Raw genomic sequence first — 17,050 nt, 5'->3', positions numbered from 1 at the left:
CCGCACTCATCTCCATGCGGAACGTAAACGTCCGTGGAGTGCGGAGTCCACATTCGAGGCGCAACTGTGTTCGCCCTTAGCGGAGGGAACCGGTGGCGCCGGCATGGAGTGTCAGTCCTTACGGGTAAGACATTCCTAGTGGATCGGGGCGACACGCTGATTTGACGGGCATCCGTTCGCCGTCGGCGTACACGCATGACGGGTATCTGCCTGGCCTGCGGGAACATCGTCTCGCACCATCGAGTTGGAGCAGTTGTCGGCTCTTCAAGCCGGTTTTCCCGCTGATGCAGGGGTGAGCCGCGGACGGATGTCGGCAGTTGGAATGAGCTGTCCCGCCCCGCGGGACTAGCATGCGGAAGGACAGGGCGGGGACCGACCCCGAACTGCCCGACCGCTCTGAGGAGCGATAAACGATGTTCGAGAGGTTCACCGACCGCGCGCGGCGGGTTGTCGTCCTGGCTCAGGAAGAAGCCCGGATGCTCAACCACAACTACATCGGCACCGAGCACATCCTCCTGGGCTTGATCCACGAGGGTGAGGGTGTCGCCGCTAAGGCCCTGGAGAGCCTCGGGATTTCGCTCGAGGCTGTTCGCCAGCAGGTTGAGGAGATCATCGGTCAGGGGCAGCAGGCCCCGTCCGGCCACATCCCCTTCACTCCGCGGGCGAAGAAGGTCCTGGAGCTTTCGCTCCGAGAGGCCCTCCAGCTCGGCCACAACTACATCGGCACCGAGCACATCCTGCTCGGCCTGATCCGCGAGGGCGAGGGCGTCGCCGCCCAGGTCCTCGTGAAGCTGGGCGCCGATCTCAACCGAGTCCGGCAGCAGGTCATCCAGCTGCTCTCCGGCTACACCGGTGGAGGCAAGGAGTCGGCCACGGCCGGCGGCCCGGCCGAGGGCACGCCCTCGACCTCGCTCGTCCTGGACCAGTTCGGCCGCAACCTCACCCAGGCGGCCCGCGAATCCAAGCTCGACCCGGTCATCGGGCGCGAGAAGGAGATCGAGCGGGTCATGCAGGTGCTGTCCCGCCGTACGAAGAACAACCCGGTCCTCATCGGCGAGCCCGGCGTCGGCAAGACCGCCGTCGTCGAGGGCCTGGCCCAGGCGATCGTCAAGGGCGAGGTTCCCGAGACGCTCAAGGACAAGCACCTCTACACGCTTGACCTCGGCGCCCTGGTCGCCGGTTCCCGCTACCGCGGTGACTTCGAGGAGCGCCTGAAGAAGGTGCTCAAGGAGATCCGCACCCGCGGCGACATCATCCTGTTCATCGACGAGCTCCACACCCTCGTGGGTGCGGGCGCCGCCGAGGGCGCGATCGACGCCGCCAGCATCCTCAAGCCCATGCTGGCCCGTGGTGAGCTCCAGACCATCGGTGCCACGACGCTCGACGAGTACCGCAAGCACCTCGAGAAGGACGCGGCACTCGAGCGCCGCTTCCAGCCGATCCAGGTGGCGGAGCCTTCCCTCCCCCACACGATCGAGATCCTCAAGGGCCTGCGCGACCGCTACGAGGCCCACCACCGCGTCTCCATCACGGACGAGGCCCTCGTCCAGGCGGCGACGCTGGCGGACCGGTACATCTCGGACCGCTTCCTCCCGGACAAGGCGATCGACCTGATCGACGAGGCCGGCTCCCGGATGCGCATCCGCCGGATGACCGCACCGCCGGACCTCCGCGAGTTCGACGAGAAGATCGCGGGCGTGCGCCGCGACAAGGAGTCGGCCATCGACTCCCAGGACTTCGAGAAGGCGGCGTCTCTCCGTGACAAGGAGAAGCAGCTGCTGGCGGCGAAGACCAAGCGCGAGAAGGAATGGAAGGCCGGCGACATGGACGTCGTCGCCGAGGTCGACGGCGAGCTCATCGCCGAAGTCCTCGCGACCGCGACCGGCATTCCCGTCTTCAAGCTCACCGAGGAGGAGTCCTCGCGACTGCTCCGCATGGAAGACGAGCTCCACCGCCGGGTCATCGGCCAGAAGGACGCCATCAAGGCGCTCTCCCAGGCGATCCGTCGTACCCGTGCGGGTCTGAAGGACCCGAAGCGCCCGGGTGGCTCGTTCATCTTCGCCGGCCCGTCCGGTGTCGGTAAGACCGAGCTCTCCAAGACGCTCGCCGAATTCCTCTTCGGCGACGAGGACGCGCTGATCTCCCTCGACATGTCGGAGTTCAGCGAGAAGCACACGGTTTCCCGTCTCTTCGGTTCGCCCCCCGGCTACGTGGGCTACGAAGAGGGCGGCCAGCTCACCGAGAAGGTGCGCCGCAAGCCGTTCTCCGTCGTCCTCTTCGACGAGGTCGAGAAGGCCCACCCGGATATCTTCAATTCCCTTCTCCAGATCCTGGAGGACGGTCGCCTGACCGACTCCCAGGGCCGGGTCGTGGACTTCAAGAACACGGTCATCATCATGACGACCAACCTGGGTACCCGGGACATCTCGAAGGGCTTCAACCTGGGCTTCGCGGCGCAGGGCGACACGAAGACCGGCTACGAGCGGATGAAGGCGAAGGTCAACGAAGAGCTCAAGCAGCACTTCCGGCCCGAGTTCCTCAACCGTGTCGACGACACGGTCGTCTTCCACCAGCTCACCGAGGAAGACATCATCCAGATCGTCGACCTGATGATCGCGAAGGTCGACGAGCGCCTGAAGGACCGCGACATGGGCATCGAGCTGAGCGGCGACGCGAAGCTCCTGCTCGCCAAGCGCGGCTACGACCCGATCATGGGTGCCCGGCCGCTGCGCCGGACCATCCAGCGCGAGATCGAGGACATGCTGTCGGAGAAGATCCTCTTCGGCGAGCTGCGTCCCGGTCAGATCGTGGTCGTCGGCAAGGAGGGTGAGGGCGAGGACGCCAAGTTCACCTTCCGCGGCGAGGAGAAGTCGGCCCTGCCCGACCTCCCCCCGATCGAGGCCACGGGCTCCGGCCCGGACCTGTCGAAGGGCGCGTAAGCGCGGCGCAGTACCAAGGGGCGGCCCCGGAACCAACAGGTTCCGGGGCCGCCCCTTTTTGGATCGGAGCCCGCGGTGGCGGGACGGACCGACGGGTCCGACGGCGTCGGGCGTGAGCGAGTGGCGAAGACGGGGCCGAAGGGGAGGGATGCGCCCCGCAGGTCGAGGAGGACGGCCGAGCGGACCGGCCGCCCCATCGGTCCTTCCAGGTCCCGTGAGGGCCCCACCCGTCACCTCACCCACCGCGCTCAGGTCCCGGCGGGGCAAGGACTCGGCCAGGGCGGCCAGCTCCGCGCGGATCTCGGAGGAGGGGCGGCCGCTGTAGCCGCCGAGGAGGGGATCGCGAGCCAAGACACCCCTAGTGACCTGGGCCTCAGACGGGGGTGGGGGCCGGTGACAAGCCGCACAGGACAAAACGGACGTACTAGGCCGTTTCGTAGATCCAAAACGCCCTGCTGCGGGACCTTCGCCCCTGGAGGGGGCCGTCAACGGGGCACGTCACAGGGGCGTCGCTACGAGTTCCGCTAGTAATCGGGACATTTGGGGAAGTCCCGGGGCACGGGTTACCAAAGATGAGCCAGCCCGGCACTCGCTCGATCGTGCCGGGTCACTTCATGCCTCACACAGGTGTGAAACCCCCCTTGTCCCCGGCCCCGGAGGTCTGCACATGTTCGCGAAGCGCGTCTACACCCGTCGTACCCGTATCGCTGTCGGCACCACCGCTCTCGGTGCCGTGCTGGCCCTCGGGGCGGGCACGACCGCCGCGTTCGCAGACGCCCCGCAGACCGCCCCCGCCGCCAAGACCGCCGGCGCCGCCGGTGCCGCGGGCGCCTCGAAGACCGGTCTCTGGGACAAGCCGCTGGAGAAGTACACGCTGTCCGCGACCTTCGGCAAGGGCGGCAACATGTGGTCCCACAAGCACTCCGGTCAGGACTTCGCCGTCCCGGTCGGCACCCAGGTCAAGGCCGCGGCCGCCGGCACCGTCGTCAAGGCGGGCCCGAACGGCGGCGGCGACGGCCCCGCGTACGGCAACGCCATCGTGATCAAGCACGCCAACAACACGTACTCGCAGTACGCGCACCTCTCGAAGATCCAGGTCAAGATCGGCCAGAAGGTCAACGCCTCGCAGCGGATCGCCCTGTCCGGCAACACCGGCAACTCCAGCGGCCCGCACCTGCACTTCGAGATCCGCACCACCCCGAACTACGGCTCGGCCGTCAACCCGGTCGCCTTCCTGCGCAGCAACGGCGTCACCGTCTGACCCGTCCCGACCGCAGCACCAGCAGCACCCGCCGTACGCCCGCGGCACCCGTCGTACCGGCCGACCCGCCCTGCTCACCGATCAGGTGAGCAGCCAGGCATGGGTCGGCTTCGGCGATGGTTCGAGCTTGCCCTCCTTGTACCCGGCGGCCTGCTCCTCCGTGAAGGCCATGTCGTAGGTCTTGATGCTGTGCAGGGCGCCCTGCCACGGACCGGTCCAGATGTTGTGGTGCTTGGACCGGCCGAGCTGGAGCGGACCCGGGGCCTGCCAGATGGGCGGCACCGGGGTCTCCCCGGCCTTCTTGCCGTCCACGTACAGGGCTATCGCCTTCTTCTCGGCGTCGTAGGTGGCCATCAGCAGCGTGGGCGTCTTCACCATGTTGAGCCCCTCGGCGGTGACCGTCCGCGTGGTGGCCGCGGCACCCTTGTCGCCCGTCTGCACGCGGAAGATCCAGGCTTGCTTGCCGTTCACCTCGTTCACGCCGAGCTCGAAGGAGAACGACTCCCCGTCACCCTGGCTCATGATGATCCGGGAGCCCTTGGCGGCGGAGTTGTAGGCGCGGGCCGTGACGGTGAAGCTCTTGGTCACGTCCACGACCGGTTCGGCGGACTGCCCCCACGAGTTCCCGTTGCCCTTGCCGATGACCTGGAAGCGCTTGCCCAGCGGGCCGACCTTGAGGTCGGCGCCGAGCCGGATCCCCATGCTGCCGTAACTGTCGCGCAGCAGGGTGTCGTCGCCCGCGACGGTCGCGGTGTAGGCGGCGGGCCCCTTCGCGTCATCCGGCTCGGGCGAGGCTGAGGCCGAGTTCGAGGGCTGGGCGTCCTGTCCGTCCTCGTCGCCGCCCAGCAGGAAGAACGTTCCCCCGCCGGCCAGCAGCGCGAGCACGGTCACCCCGCCGCCCAGCGTCCACAGCCGCTTCTTGCGCCGCTCGGCCGCGGAGCGGTCGGCCATGGCCTCCCAGTCCGGCTGCTGCGAAGCGCCGGGCAGGTCCGGACCGGCCAGCCTCGTGAAGCCCGGCTGGGCCGGGGCCGTAGCCCACTGACCGCCTCCCGCGTCCTGCTGGTATCCGCCTCCCACGTCCTGCGGGTATCCGCTTCCCGCGTCCTGCTGGTATCCGCCTCCTGCGTCCTGTGGGTAACCGGCCCCCGCGTCCTGCTGGTAGGGGTTCGGCTGCTGCCCCGCCTGCGGGTAGCCGTAGCCGGCGGACGGGGTCGGGTGGCCGTAGCCGCCCTGCGCGGGCGGTCCCGGCGGGAACCCGTATCCGCCGCTCCCGGGGGCGGGCTCGGGCTGCGGGTGGCTCGGGGGATTCGTACCGTCGGTCATGCCACGGATGCTAAGTCACGGACTCCCGGGCGGATACCGCCCGGTACCCGTCGTGCCCGACCCGCCCGCCCCGCCCCGGTTCAACCCTGCGGCAGCGTGAGGATCGGGAAGCTGCCCGTCGTCGTCGGCGCGTGTTCCGGCAGCCACAGGACCGCCACCGCGCCCGCAGCCGCGCCCTCACGCTCCGAGCCGCCCCGGGCGGCCACGTTGCGGAAGGTCAGCCGGGCGCCCAGCACCCGCGCCTGGCCCTCCGCGATGGTCAGCCCCAGCCCGTGCCCCACACCCGCGCGGTCCGTGGACCCGGTGCGGAAGCGGCTCGGCCCCTCGCGCAGCAGCGCCTCGGGGAAGCCCGGCCCGTGGTCGCGGACCCGTACGACCCGTCCCTCGACGTCGACCTGGATCGGCGGCTGCCCGTACCGCGCGGCATTGGCCAGCAGGTTCCCCAGGATCCGCTCCAGGCGGCGCGGGTCGGTGCTGACGATCTCGTCCGCGACGACCCGTACGGTCGCCTCCGGCATCAGCGACGCCACCCGCCGGCTCACGAACTCGCCCAGCGCCACCTCCTGGAGCTCCGCCCGCTCCGACGCACTGTCCAGCCGGGCCACCTCCAGTACGTCCTCGACCAGCGCGCGCAGGGCCTGGGCCCGGTCCCGCACCAGCTCCGTCGGCCGCCCCGGAGGCAGCAGTTCCGCCGCTGTGAGCAGGCCCGTCACCGGAGTCCGCAGTTCGTGCGCGATGTCCGCGGTGACCCGCCGCTCGGCCTCCAGCCGCTGCTGGAGGGCGTCCGCCATGGCATCCACGGCCCGCGCGAGGTCGTCCGTCTCATCGCGCACGACACCGCCGACCGCATCCCGTACGCGTACGTCGGGATCGCCGTGCGCCACCCGCTGCGAGGCGGCCGCGGCCTTGCGCAGCCGGCGCGAGATCTGCCCGCCGATGAGCACGCCGAGCGCCGAGCCGCCGATCACGGCGGACAGGCCGCCGATGACCAGGGCCCGGTCCAGGTCGGGGAGCAGATTGGTGCTCTCCCGGAACGGCGTGTGCAGCGACAGGACCTGCCCGTTCCCGAGCGGCACGGCGGCCCACACCTCGGGCAGTCCCCCGTGCGGCCGCTCCTGGACGTAGGTCCCGCGCCGGCCCGACTGCGCCTTGTGCCGCAGTTCGGCGGGCAGTTCGGGATCGTTGAGCTTGGCGCCCATGGGCGGCTTGCGCCCGGCATCGGCGTTGCGGGAGATGAACTGCACGCGCTCCAGCTGCACTTCGCGGGCGCTCTCGAGCATCGACACGCGGGCAGCGCTGTGCACCACCAGGCTCAGCGCGATCGTGACGAGGGCGCCCACGGAGGCGATGGCGACCGTGATCTTCCAGCGGATCCCCGTGCGGAAGGTGAACCGTCTCATGCCTTGAGCTTGTATCCGAAGCCCCGGACCGTTTCGATCCGGTCCTGGCCGATCTTGGTGCGCAGCCGCTGGACGTGGACGTCCACGACGCGGGTGTCGCCGCCCCAGTCGTAGTCCCAGACCCGCTCCAGCAGGCGGTCGCGCGACAGCACGGTGCCGGGTGCGGAGGAGAACTCCAGCAGCAGTCTCATTTCGGTCGGTGTCAGGGCCACGGCGGCGCCCGCCCGGCGGACCTCCATGCCCTCGGTGTCCACCTCCAGGTCGCCGAAGGAGAGCACCCCGCGCTCGGGGTCCGAGCCGTTGTCGGCCGCGTTGCCTCCGCCGTTCTGTGCGCCGCCGGAGTGGTCGAAGCGGCGCAGCACCGCGCGGATCCGGGCCACGAGCACGGACCCGTCGAAGGGCTTGGTGACGTAGTCGTCGGCGCCGGCCTCCAGGCCCAGCACCACGTCGATGGAGTCGGCGCGCGCGGAGAGCATGATCACCGGGACGGTGGACTCGTCGCGGATGCGGCGGCACAGGCTCACGCCGTCCATGCCCGGCACCATCACGTCCAGCAGGGCGATGTCGGGCCGGTCCGCGCGGAAGGACTCCAGTCCGGACAAGCCGTCGGGCATGGCCGTGACCACGAACCCGTCGCGCTCCAGCGCCAGGGTCGTGGCCTCACGGATGACGTCGTCGTCCTCCACGAACAGGACATGGGTCTCGGCCATGCGGGAGCCTCGCCTCGGTTCTTCTGTGCTCAGTTCTTCTGACTCGTGGCCGGTGCGGGCTGGACGCTGCCGTCGACCACGTTGCTGTACTCCGAGTGAACTCGGTCCTGCTCGGTGAACTTCTCCCCGTTCCAGCGGTACGTGATCACGTCCTCGCCCGACGGATAGGCGAGCGCGTCGCTCTTTCCGTAGACCTGCTTCGTGACCACCAGGTCGCCCCGGTCGATCTCCGCGTAGACGGGTGGCTGTTCGTCCGCGAACACATTCTCGTACGCGGCTCCGTCCGACCGGTACACGTAGGTTCCGCGGCCCAGGGCGTCGGCGCAGGACAGGACGTTCACCACGATGTCCACGACGGGCCCGCCGGTGACCCTCCCGTAGCTCACGTCCACCGGGTACTCCTTGCCCGAGCAGGGCTTGAGGTCCCGTTTGACCTCGGTGCTGACCTTGGGGTCCTTCATCAGCAGCGTGACGGGGTCGACCTTCTTCAGGGGCCGGCCGGACGCGGCCGAGGCGGAATCCTCGGGGGTGGGCCCCGAGGGCGTGGCCTTGGCCACGGCTTCGGTGCGGGCCGGGCCGCCGTCGCGCAGGCCGGTGCCGCCCGTGGCGCACCCGACCGCGAACACGGCTGTGCCGACGAGGACGACCGTCCCCGCCGACATCAGCACCAGAGAACCTCCGGACAAACGTTGGCCGTTCAGGCCGCGCACCGCTCACGCCCCTCGTACTGCATGGTGTGGTCACCGCGCTCCAGCGCACGCATGTCCAGGTCCCGGCTCTCCAGCTCCTGCCGGAGACGGGCCAGGGCGCGGTGCAGAGTGCTCTTCACGGTTCCCGCCGACATTCCGAGCGCCGCGGCCGTTTCCTCGGTGCTCATCTGCTCCCAGTGTCGCAGCACGACCACGCTGCGCTGCTTGGGCGCGAGAACCTTGAGGATGTCCATGAGGAGGGCGCGGTCGGCGCGCTGGTCGGAGCCGTCCTCGACGGAGGCGTCGGGGAGCTGCTCGGTGGGGACCTCTTCGAGCTTGCGGGCGCGCCACCACTCCGTACGGGTGTTGATCATGACCCGGCGCAGGTAGGCGTCGGCCAGGGACTTGTCGGCGATGCCGTCCCAGCGGCCGTAGGTGCGCACCAGCGCGGTCTGCAGGAGGTCCTGCGCGTCCGTGGGGTCCGGCACCAGGCGTCGGGCACTGCGCAGCAGTGCGTCCTGCCGCGTGCGTACGTACTCCTCGAAACCGAGCACCTCACTGTGCGCCATCTGAGACCGCCTCCACCCGTCCAACCGCTCATCCCCGTGTCCTACGGATTCGAAGGTACGGAGGGGTTGTCACGGGCCTGTGCGAGCCAGCCTTCGGTGGGCGCACGGACACCCATAGGTTGTGTAACAACCCCCGTGAGCTGCGGTTTCTCGGCAATAAGCGGAATCTCAGAGTCAGCTTCGGTCAGGACTGCGGGACGGTCCGCCGAACGCTCTCGGGAACGCTCTGGGGGGCGCTCTGGGGGAGGGCCTGCGGGAGCCGGTAGAACCCTCCGTCCAAGGGCTCCACCAGCCCGTCGGCCACCAGCCCGTCCAGCGCCCTGGCCCGCTGCACCGGCTCGTCCCAGACCGTGTCGAGCACCGCCTGCGGAACCGCGCCCACCGCCTCCCTGAGCACGGCGAGGAGCTTGCCCCGCACCTGCCGGTCGGTACCGGCGTACGTCTGCCCGCGCCGCGGCGGACCCTCGTGCGCCGGCTTCCCGGCGAGCCGCCACGCGCACAGCCCGGCCACCGGACAACGCGCGCAGTCGGGGCTCTTGGCGGTGCACACCAGCGCCCCGAGCTCCATCGAGGCCGCCGCCCAGCGGGCCGCGGTGCCCTCGTCCTCGGGCAGCAGGGCCCGGGCGAGGCGCCGTTCGGCGGCGGTCGTCGCGTTCGGCGGGTACTCGACACCGGTCGCGGTGCGCGCGAAGACCCGGCGGACGTTCGTGTCGAGGACGGCGTGCCGCTGCCCGTACGCGAAGGAGGCCACGGCCGCCGCCGTGTACTCGCCGATCCCGGGCAGCGCCAGCAGCTGCGCGTGGTCCTGCGGTACGTCGCCCCCGTGCCGGTCCGTTATGGCGATGGCCGCGCCGTGCAGCCGCAGTGCGCGGCGCGGGTAGCCGAGCCGGCCCCAGGCCCGTACGGCTTCGCCGGGGGCCTCGGTGGCCAGGTCCGCGGGGCGGGGCCACCGGGCGAGCCACTGCTCGTAGACCGGCAGGACCCGGTTGACGGGCGTCTGCTGGAGCATGAACTCGCTGACCATGACCCCCCAGGGGCCGGCCTCGGGGCGGCGCCAGGGCAGGTCGCGGGCGTGCTCGTCGAACCACGCGATCACGGGGGAGTGCAGCGCGTGGGAGGAGTCGGGGGATACGGCCGTGGAGGAAGCGGGAGATGCAGTCATGGCAGACGGCATCCTGGCACGTTTCACTTCGCTCGGCGCGCCGGACCGCGACCGGTGAACCAGATGACGGCCGGGATGCCGCCCGCCCGCGCGGCGGTGACGACCGCACCCGTCGGACCGGTGAGCGCGAGGACGGCGAGGGCGGCGACCGCACCGCCGAGCAGCAGGCCGAACGCCACGTCGTGCGGGTGGTGCACGCCGACGAAGACCCGGGAGAAGGCCATCAGCAGCGCGAGCGGCACGGTCAGCGGCGCGAGCCGGCGCACCGCCAAGGTCAGCGCCACGGCGGCGGCGCCCGCGAGGGCCGCGTGGTTGCTGGGGAACGACCCGTCGCCGGGCCCCGGGCACGGCACCAGCGGGGCCGCGGCTCCGACGACGGCGCGGCAGGGCCGCTCCTCGTCCACCGTGTGCTTCACGAACTCCGACGCGCCGTACGCCACGGCGGTCGCCACCGGCGCGAGCAGGGCCAGCGCCACCGGCCGGGCGGCGCCCCGCCCGCGCGAGCGCCACCAGACGGCCGCGAACAGCACCCCGAAGAGGAGGAGCCCGTACGTCGTCCAGATCGCGACGGCCGATTGCACCCATGAGGGTGTCCGATGGGCGAAATCGGTGATGGCGCGGTAGAGGCCGAAGCTGTCGGAGCTGTACATGCTCACCGAACGTACTCAAAGCGGATTAATCTCCGCATCAACCCTTTGGCCGGATCTCGACGCCTTCGATTGCGCCCGCAGGATGATCATCGGCAAATCAAGTCCTCTGCGCGGCATGTGGGGCACTGATCGGGTCGCGAACTCTCGTAAAGTTCCGTCCGTGGGATCTCTGCGCAATCCGGTCGGGCCGCTCCCCTCCTCCATCTACTGGCGACGGAGGGCTGTGCTGGCTTCCGTTGTCGCGCTCCTCGCGCTCCTCGCCGTATGGACCGTCAGTTCCGGTGGGGGGAGGACGAGTACGAACGGAAAGGGCCAGGCGGGCCCCGACCCCGTCACCTCGATCACCCCGGGTCCGGCCGGTACCGGACCCGCGATCAGCGCGGCCCCCGGCGGGCGCCCCGAGTCGGGCAGCGGCGGGAACACCGGCTCCGGGGGAGGCTCCACGGGCGGCGGGGGCAAGAACGGCGAACCGGGCGGCGGTACGGGCTCGAACGGCGGCTCGGGCTCAGGTTCCGGTTCCGGTTCCGGTGGCGCCGCGGGCGGCCCGGCTGCGGTCCCGGCGGACTCCCCGCTCCCCACGTGCGCGCCGGGCGCGCTGCAGTGGGAGGTCAAGAGCGTGAAGAACGAGTACGAGGCGAACGAGAAGCCGCGCCTCGAACTCGTCGCCCGCAACACCTCCGGAACCACCTGCAAGATCGACCTCGGCCCGAAGCAGGCCGTCCTGACCATCCTTCAGGCGAGCAGCAGCAAGGCGGTCTGGTCCTCGGCGGACTGCCCGGCGGGCGCGGGCAACGCCTTCTTCCGCCTCCCGGCGCAGGGCGAGACGAAGCAGTCGCTGGACTGGGACCGCAAGTTCAGCGCGGCCGACCAGTGCCAGACGCCTCCGGCGGGGTCCGCGGCACCCGACACCTACGTGGTCGAGGTCAAGGCTCCCGGCATGCCGGTGGCCCGCACCTCGTTCGTCCTCAAGCAGGACTGACCCGGCCCCGCCGGCGAGCACACTCCCTGCCCCGCCGGCGATTGAGGCGCGGGGTCTGTGGGGGCAGCGCCCCCGGCAGCGGCGCGCACACTGTCAGCACCGCCGGCGGTTGAGGCGCCGGGTCTGGGGCGGAGCCCCAGCAGTGGCGCGCACGCCGAACGGGCAGCGGAACCAGGGCAGTCGGCCGAGCAAAGCCGCAGGCTAGACGTATCGCTCCAGGATGGACGACTCCGCCAGCCGGGACAGGCCCTCGCGGACGCTCCGCGCACGGGCCTCGCCCACCCCGTCCACCGTCTGCAGGTCGTCGACGCTCGCGGCGAGCAGCTTCTGCAGCCCGCCGAAGTGCTCCACGAGCCGCTCGATGATCGCGCCCGGCAGCCGCGGCACCTTCGCCAGCAGCCGGTACCCGCGCGGCGACACCGCAGAGTCCAGCGTCTCCGGCGAGCCCGTGTACCCCAGGGCCCGCGCCACGATCGGCAGCTCCAGCAGCTCCGGATGCGTCAGCGCGTCCAGCTCCGCCAGCGCCTCGTCCACCGTGCGGGAACGCTTCGCCGTCGGTTCCGGCACGTAGTCCCGGATGACCAGCTCCCGCTCCTGCTCGATCCCGACCGTCAGCTCGTCCAGCTGCAGCGACAGCAGTCGCCCGTCCGTGCCCAGTTCGACCACGTACTCGGCGATCTCGGTCGCGATCCGGCGGACCATTTCCAGCCGCTGCGCGACCGCCGTCACGTCGCGCACCGTGACCAGGTCCTCGATCTCCAGCGCCGACAGCGTGCCCGCGACCTCGTCGAGGCGCAGCTTGTACCGCTCCAGCGTGGCCAGCGCCTGGTTCGCCCGCGACAGGATCGCCCCGGACTCCTCCAGGACCCGCCGCTCCCCGTCCACGTACAGCGCGATCAGCCGCATCGACTGCGACACCGACACCACCGGGAAGCCGCACTGCTTGGAGACGCGGTCGGCCGTACGGTGGCGCGTGCCCGTCTCCTCCGTCGGGATCGACGCGTCCGGAACCAGCTGCACACCGGCCCGCAGGATCTTGGTGATGTCCTTGTCGAGGATGAGCGCGCCGTCGAGCTTGCACAGCTCGCGCAGCCTGGTCGCGGTGAACTCCACGTCCAGGACGAAGCCGCCGGTGCACATCGCCTCGACGCTCTTGTCCATACCGAGGACGATGAGCCCGCCGGTGTTGCCGCGGACGATCCGCTCCAAGCCGTCACGCAGCGGCTGACCAGGTGCGACCGCGCTCAGCGAGGCGCGCATCATGGCCTCCTGCTTGGAGCTCGCACCCGACTTTCCGGATGCTGCTGCCCCGTCCTTGGCTGCCACTGCACTCCTCCGGTTGCGGGTTGCGCCGCCCAGCGTCGCGGGCACGAGGACGTGCGTACGGCCGGGCGGACCAGCCCAAAGTCTACCGGCGCGCGCTACGGCCCCGCCGTGGCTTGGCCAGGTAGGGCCCGGGCGGGGCCCGTACGGACCTCCTGACCAGGGGATCGTCCCCGGGCCTGACCCCGGGTCTTCCCCCTGGGCCCTCCCTTGAGGCTTCCCCCGGGTCTTCCCCCGGGACTTCCCTCGAAGCTTCCCCGGGCCCGCTACTCCGCGGACCGCTCCTTGGCCGGCGTACGGGAGCGGCCGCGCGGCAACACCCGTAGCGCGTCGCCCATGTCGGCCACCTCGATGACCTTCATCCCCGCCGGTACCTTCCCCGGATCCGCCGGAACCAGCGCGTGCGTGAATCCCAGTCGGTGCGCCTCCGCGAGCCGCCGCTGAACGCCGGTCACCCGCCGCACCTCGCCGGCCAGGCCGACCTCGCCGATCGCGACGAGGTTCTTCGGCAGCGGGACGTCACTGGCGGCGGAGGCCAGCGCGAGCGCGATCGCCAGGTCGGCGGCCGGCTCGGTGAGCTTCACCCCGCCCACCGTGGCGCTGTAGATGTCGCGCTTGCCGAGCGCCGTGATCCGGCCGCGCTGCTCCAGCACCGCCAGCATCATCGACACGCGCGAGGTCTCCAGGCCCGAGGTCGTGCGCCGGGGGGAGGGGATCTGGGAGTCCACGGTCAGCGCCTGCACCTCGGCGACCAGCGGACGCTTCCCCTCCAGGGTCACCGTCAGGCAGGTGCCCGGAACGGCCTCGGCCCGCCGGGTCAGGAACAGCCCGCTCGGATCGGCGAGTCCGGTGATCCCCTCGTCGTGCAGCTCGAAGCAGCCGACCTCGTCGGTGGCCCCGTACCGGTTCTTGATGCCGCGCACCAGCCGCAGCCGGGCGTGCCGGTCGCCCTCGAAGCTCAGCACCACGTCGACGAGGTGCTCCAGCAGTCGGGGACCGGCGATGGCTCCGTCCTTGGTCACGTGGCCGACGAGGAGGGTGGCCATCCCGCGCTCCTTGGAGGCGCGGATCAGCGCTCCGGCCACCTCGCGCACCTGGGCCATGCCGCCGGGCGCACCGTCGATCTCGGGGGAGGCGACGGTCTGTACGGAGTCCAGGATCAGCAGGGACGGCTTCACGGCGTCGAGATGGCCGAGGACGGCGGACAGGTCGGTTTCGGCGGCGAGGTAGAGGTGATCGCTGAGGGCGTTGATCCGGTCGGCCCGCAGGCGCACCTGGCTGGCCGACTCCTCGCCCGTCACGTACAGCGTGCGGTGCTCGTCACTGGCCGCCTTCGCCGCGACGTCCAGCAGCAGGGTCGACTTGCCGACGCCGGGCTCGCCGGCGAGCAGCACGACGGCGCCGGGCACGAGCCCGCCGCCGAGGACGCGGTCCAGCTCGTCCACGCCGGTGCTGCGGGCGGTCGCGGTCCGGCCGTCGACCTGCGCGATCGGCAGGGCGGCGGTCGAGACCCGGCCGGCGGCGGTGGTCCGCACGGCGGGCGCGCCCATTTCCTCGACGGTGCCCCAGGCCTGGCATTCGGGACAGCGGCCGAGCCACTTCGCGGTCGTCCAGCCGCAGTCGGTGCAGCGGTAGGACGGCCGGTCCTTTGCGGATGAACGAGCGGTGCGGGCAGCCATGCGGTTCACGGTAGCCGCCCGCACCGACAGACCGGACCGGGGTCCCGATCGCGGGCGGTGGCCGCCGCGCTGCGAGGGTGTCCTCAGGGGCCCGTCCGACGGGGGATCCCCCTTCGACACCGACGTGATCGGCGCGGCCGTCGCGGATGTGTCGGCCGTCGCGGATGTCGTGGATGTCGCGGGTGTGGTGGATGGGGCGGGGCTCTTCCCCGGCCACCGCCCCGCCGGAGACCTCGCCGCGTTCTTCGCCCGCGCGGGTTGGAGCTCGCGCTCCTCCTCCCGGGAGGGGTACGAGGTCCCGTTGGTCCTCCGGATCCCGTTAGTGCTGCGGGTCCCGCCGGCCTCGTGGGTCCCGCGGGACCACGTCGGCCGGGCCTGCCGGTCCGACCACGTCAGGGCATGCGTCAGCGCCTCAGCGATCTGTTCACCCGTAAGGGCTAAAAGTGGCGAAGGCTTCCAAGGCCTCACCAGCGCGCCGCCTACGGTCGCCAGGTGAACAGCAGCAGCCAGGCACACTCCTCAGCGCACACCGGCGCACACCGGGCGCACGGGCGCGCGCCCCACGGGGCCGAGCAGCCGCCGCCGTTCCGGCACGAGCCGTACCTGGACGGCCTGTTCACGTACTGCCTGTCGGTCCTGTGCGACCACGACACCGCGACCGACGTGCTCGGGGACGTCCTCGCCGTGGCCGAGCGGCATCCCGGCCGCTGCCCCGACGAGGGGGACCGGCGCGCCTGGCTCTACGCACTCGCCCGCTGGGGCTGCCTGCACCGGCTGGCCGAGCAGCGGCGCGCGCGCCAGGGAGCGCACTCCGCTCGGCGTGCGCCGGAGCATGCCCAGCGTGACCGTGCGCCGGTTGATCCGGGTGAGGCCACGTCACCCGACCGTGGCCAGGACTCCCACCGGCCCCTTGACGTGAGCGCCTACCGCCGTACGGAGCTGGCCCGGCTCGCCTGGCCCGAAGCCGCCGGCACCACGCCCGAGCAGCGCGAGGCCCTCGAACTCGCCGTACGCCACCGGCTCGGCGTCCCCGAACTCGCCGCCGTCCTCGGCACCCCCGCGGCCGCGGCCCGCGAGCTGCTCTCCGGCGCCGCCTGCGAGGTGGAACGCACCCGCGCCGCCCTCGCCGTCGTCGAGACCGGCAACTGCCCCAGCGTCTCCCGGCTCACCGGCGACGACGGCGACGGCAACGTCCTGCTCTCCAGCACCCTGCGGGCCGAGCTCGTCCGCCACGTCGACGACTGCCCCCGATGTCGGCGCGTCGCCGAACGCGTGGGCGCCGCGGGTCCCTGGCCCGGCTCCGGCGGCCTCAACACCGCCGCGCTGCCCCTCGTACCGGCCCCTCGCACCGCCGTCCACGCCGCGATGGTCCGCTCCGGCCGGGGCCGTGGCCGGGGGCCCGCCCCCCGCTTCGACCGCAGCGGCTTCCCCATGGACCCGAAGGACCGTGCGGCCCGCCGGGACCGGCTGCGCGCCCGGGTGGTGACCACCACCGTGGTCGCCACCGTCGTCGCCGCCCCGGTCCTGGCGCTGTGGGCGGCGTACCGGGGCGGACCCGACGCCGGCGAGCCCGGCGGCGACGCCACCCGCATCTCGGCCAGCGAGTCCGAGCTCCCGACCGCGCGGACCGACGGCCGCCCGCTGACCGCCTACGAGAACACCGGGAACGCAGCCACCACCACCAGCGGCCCCGGCTTCGCCCAGAGCGACACCACCTCCGACGTCTCCGTCGAAGTCATCAGCACCGGCCCGCCCGCGACCCCCGACCACCCCGGCGGCGCCGGCCGCCTCACCGTGGCCGCGTCCGCGCAGGGCGCCGTCACCCTGCTCACCCTCACCGCCTCCGGCGGCGCCCCCGTGGACTGGCGGCTCTGGTCCGACGGCCCCTGGCTGCGCGCGAGCCGCACCGCGGGCACGCTGGCCCCAGGAGAATCGGTCACCCTACGGATCACCGTGGATCCGGAGGGCCAGCCCGTCGGCGCCTGGACGGCCCGCGTCGGGGTCGACCCGAGCGGCGCGGTGGTCTCCATCCAGGGCCGCGGCCGCCCCGCGACGACGCCGGCGCCCACCCCGGACCCGACGCGGCCCGCGACCCCGGCCCCCTCGCCGGACCCGACGCAACCGTCCACCCCGTCGCCGTCCCCGACGGAGCCGACGATCCCGCCGCCGTCCCCGACGCCCGAGCCGTCCCCGACGGAGGGCTCGGGCGGAACGGTTTCCCCCGCCCCGGACCCGGCCCCGTCGGCATCGCCGGGACCGTGAGGGGCCAGAGGGGCCAGAGGGGCCAGAGGGGCTAGAGGGGCTGGGGGGGACGGGGAGGGGGAGGCTGGAGGGGCTAGGTGGCTGAGGGCCTGAGGAGCCCGAGG

General features: G+C 71.8%; 13 protein-coding genes. 4 read left to right on the top strand and 9 right to left on the bottom strand.

Translation table 11 applies throughout. From position 1 onward, the window contains the following. Window positions 1-413: 413 nt before the first annotated feature. Both OG386_RS20465 and OG386_RS20460 read left to right on the top strand, forming a co-directional pair. Window positions 414-2,939 (top strand): ATP-dependent Clp protease ATP-binding subunit, encoded by a 2,526-nt coding sequence (locus tag OG386_RS20465; RefSeq protein ID WP_328789355.1) that lies wholly within the window; start codon window positions 414-416, stop codon window positions 2,937-2,939. A gap of 667 nt (window positions 2,940-3,606) precedes the next feature. Next, on the top strand, window positions 3,607-4,200 hold the full coding sequence (locus OG386_RS20460; protein ID WP_328789354.1) for a M23 family metallopeptidase: 594 nt from the start codon (window positions 3,607-3,609) through the stop codon (window positions 4,198-4,200). 81 nt (window positions 4,201-4,281) lie between these two features. Here the strand turns inward: OG386_RS20460 and OG386_RS20455 are convergent, their stop codons facing one another. The 7 genes from OG386_RS20455 to OG386_RS20425 form a co-directional block, all read right to left on the bottom strand. Beyond that, complete coding sequence (locus OG386_RS20455) at window positions 4,282-5,523, bottom strand: LamG-like jellyroll fold domain-containing protein (RefSeq protein ID WP_328789353.1); 1,242 nt, start codon at window positions 5,521-5,523, stop codon at window positions 4,282-4,284. A gap of 80 nt (window positions 5,524-5,603) precedes the next feature. Next, window positions 5,604-6,923 carry a two-component system sensor histidine kinase CseC gene (gene cseC / locus OG386_RS20450; protein ID WP_328789352.1) on the bottom strand — a complete coding sequence of 440 codons (1,320 nt, stop codon included), beginning with the start codon at window positions 6,921-6,923 and terminating at the stop codon, window positions 5,604-5,606. Beyond that, window positions 6,920-7,633: a two-component system response regulator CseB gene (gene cseB / locus OG386_RS20445; protein ID WP_328789351.1), complete on the bottom strand. Its 714-nt coding sequence runs from the start codon at window positions 7,631-7,633 to the stop codon at window positions 6,920-6,922. The genes cseC and cseB overlap by 4 nt, the downstream gene beginning before the upstream one ends. Before the next feature lie 29 nt (window positions 7,634-7,662). Further along, on the bottom strand, window positions 7,663-8,295 hold the full coding sequence (locus OG386_RS20440) for a hypothetical protein (RefSeq protein WP_327383946.1): 633 nt from the start codon (window positions 8,293-8,295) through the stop codon (window positions 7,663-7,665). Window positions 8,296-8,330: 35 nt separating this feature from the next. Then, window positions 8,331-8,891 (bottom strand): SigE family RNA polymerase sigma factor, encoded by a 561-nt coding sequence (locus tag OG386_RS20435; RefSeq protein WP_327383944.1) that lies wholly within the window; start codon window positions 8,889-8,891, stop codon window positions 8,331-8,333. Between the two features lie 184 nt (window positions 8,892-9,075). Further along, a complete protein-coding gene (locus OG386_RS20430) occupies window positions 9,076-10,053 on the bottom strand; it encodes an A/G-specific adenine glycosylase (protein WP_328789350.1) in 978 nt (325 codons plus the stop codon). 23 nt (window positions 10,054-10,076) lie between these two features. Beyond that, the gene (locus OG386_RS20425; RefSeq protein ID WP_328789349.1) at window positions 10,077-10,703 is read right to left on the bottom strand and encodes a phosphatase PAP2 family protein; all 627 of its coding nucleotides are present in this window, start codon (window positions 10,701-10,703) and stop codon (window positions 10,077-10,079) included. A 160-nt stretch (window positions 10,704-10,863) separates the two neighbouring features. Between OG386_RS20425 and OG386_RS20420 the strand changes: the two genes are divergently transcribed. Further along, window positions 10,864-11,682 carry a hypothetical protein gene (locus OG386_RS20420; RefSeq protein ID WP_328789348.1) on the top strand — a complete coding sequence of 273 codons (819 nt, stop codon included), beginning with the start codon at window positions 10,864-10,866 and terminating at the stop codon, window positions 11,680-11,682. A 201-nt stretch (window positions 11,683-11,883) separates the two neighbouring features. On the opposite strand, the gene disA is transcribed toward OG386_RS20420, so the two are convergent. Both disA and radA read right to left on the bottom strand, forming a co-directional pair. Continuing rightward, the gene (gene disA, locus OG386_RS20415; protein ID WP_266603467.1) at window positions 11,884-13,008 is read right to left on the bottom strand and encodes a DNA integrity scanning diadenylate cyclase DisA; all 1,125 of its coding nucleotides are present in this window, start codon (window positions 13,006-13,008) and stop codon (window positions 11,884-11,886) included. A 263-nt stretch (window positions 13,009-13,271) separates the two neighbouring features. Next, window positions 13,272-14,684: a DNA repair protein RadA gene (radA, locus tag OG386_RS20410; protein WP_327383940.1), complete on the bottom strand. Its 1,413-nt coding sequence runs from the start codon at window positions 14,682-14,684 to the stop codon at window positions 13,272-13,274. 492 nt (window positions 14,685-15,176) lie between these two features. On the opposite strand from radA, the gene OG386_RS20405 reads away from it, so the two are divergent. Further along, window positions 15,177-16,946, top strand: a complete 1,770-nt coding sequence (locus OG386_RS20405) for a BACON domain-containing protein (protein ID WP_328789347.1) — start codon at window positions 15,177-15,179, stop codon at window positions 16,944-16,946. The last annotated feature ends 104 nt before the right edge of the window (window positions 16,947-17,050 follow it).

Origin of the sequence: Streptomyces sp. NBC_00273 (assembly GCF_036178145.1) — a bacterium.
In the GTDB taxonomy this organism is placed as follows: domain Bacteria; phylum Actinomycetota; class Actinomycetes; order Streptomycetales; family Streptomycetaceae; genus Streptomyces.
This window is presented reverse-complemented; position numbering and strand designations above follow the sequence as displayed.

Excerpts from the sequence above, each read along its gene's own strand:
- OG386_RS20460 (WP_328789354.1), top strand. The coding sequence starts at position 3,607 with ATGTTCGCGAAGCGCGTCTACACCCGTCGTACCCGTATCGCTGTCGGC.
- cseC (WP_328789352.1), bottom strand. The coding sequence starts at position 6,923 with ATGAGACGGTTCACCTTCCGCACGGGGATCCGCTGGAAGATCACGGTC.
- OG386_RS20435 (WP_327383944.1), bottom strand. The coding sequence starts at position 8,891 with ATGGCGCACAGTGAGGTGCTCGGTTTCGAGGAGTACGTACGCACGCGG.
- OG386_RS20465 (WP_328789355.1), top strand. The coding sequence starts at position 414 with ATGTTCGAGAGGTTCACCGACCGCGCGCGGCGGGTTGTCGTCCTGGCT.
- OG386_RS20425 (WP_328789349.1), bottom strand. The coding sequence starts at position 10,703 with ATGTACAGCTCCGACAGCTTCGGCCTCTACCGCGCCATCACCGATTTC.
- OG386_RS20430 (WP_328789350.1), bottom strand. The coding sequence starts at position 10,053 with ATGACTGCATCTCCCGCTTCCTCCACGGCCGTATCCCCCGACTCCTCC.
- OG386_RS20455 (WP_328789353.1), bottom strand. The coding sequence starts at position 5,523 with ATGACCGACGGTACGAATCCCCCGAGCCACCCGCAGCCCGAGCCCGCC.
- radA (WP_327383940.1), bottom strand. The coding sequence starts at position 14,684 with ATGGCTGCCCGCACCGCTCGTTCATCCGCAAAGGACCGGCCGTCCTAC.
- OG386_RS20440 (WP_327383946.1), bottom strand. The coding sequence starts at position 8,295 with ATGTCGGCGGGGACGGTCGTCCTCGTCGGCACAGCCGTGTTCGCGGTC.
- cseB (WP_328789351.1), bottom strand. The coding sequence starts at position 7,633 with ATGGCCGAGACCCATGTCCTGTTCGTGGAGGACGACGACGTCATCCGT.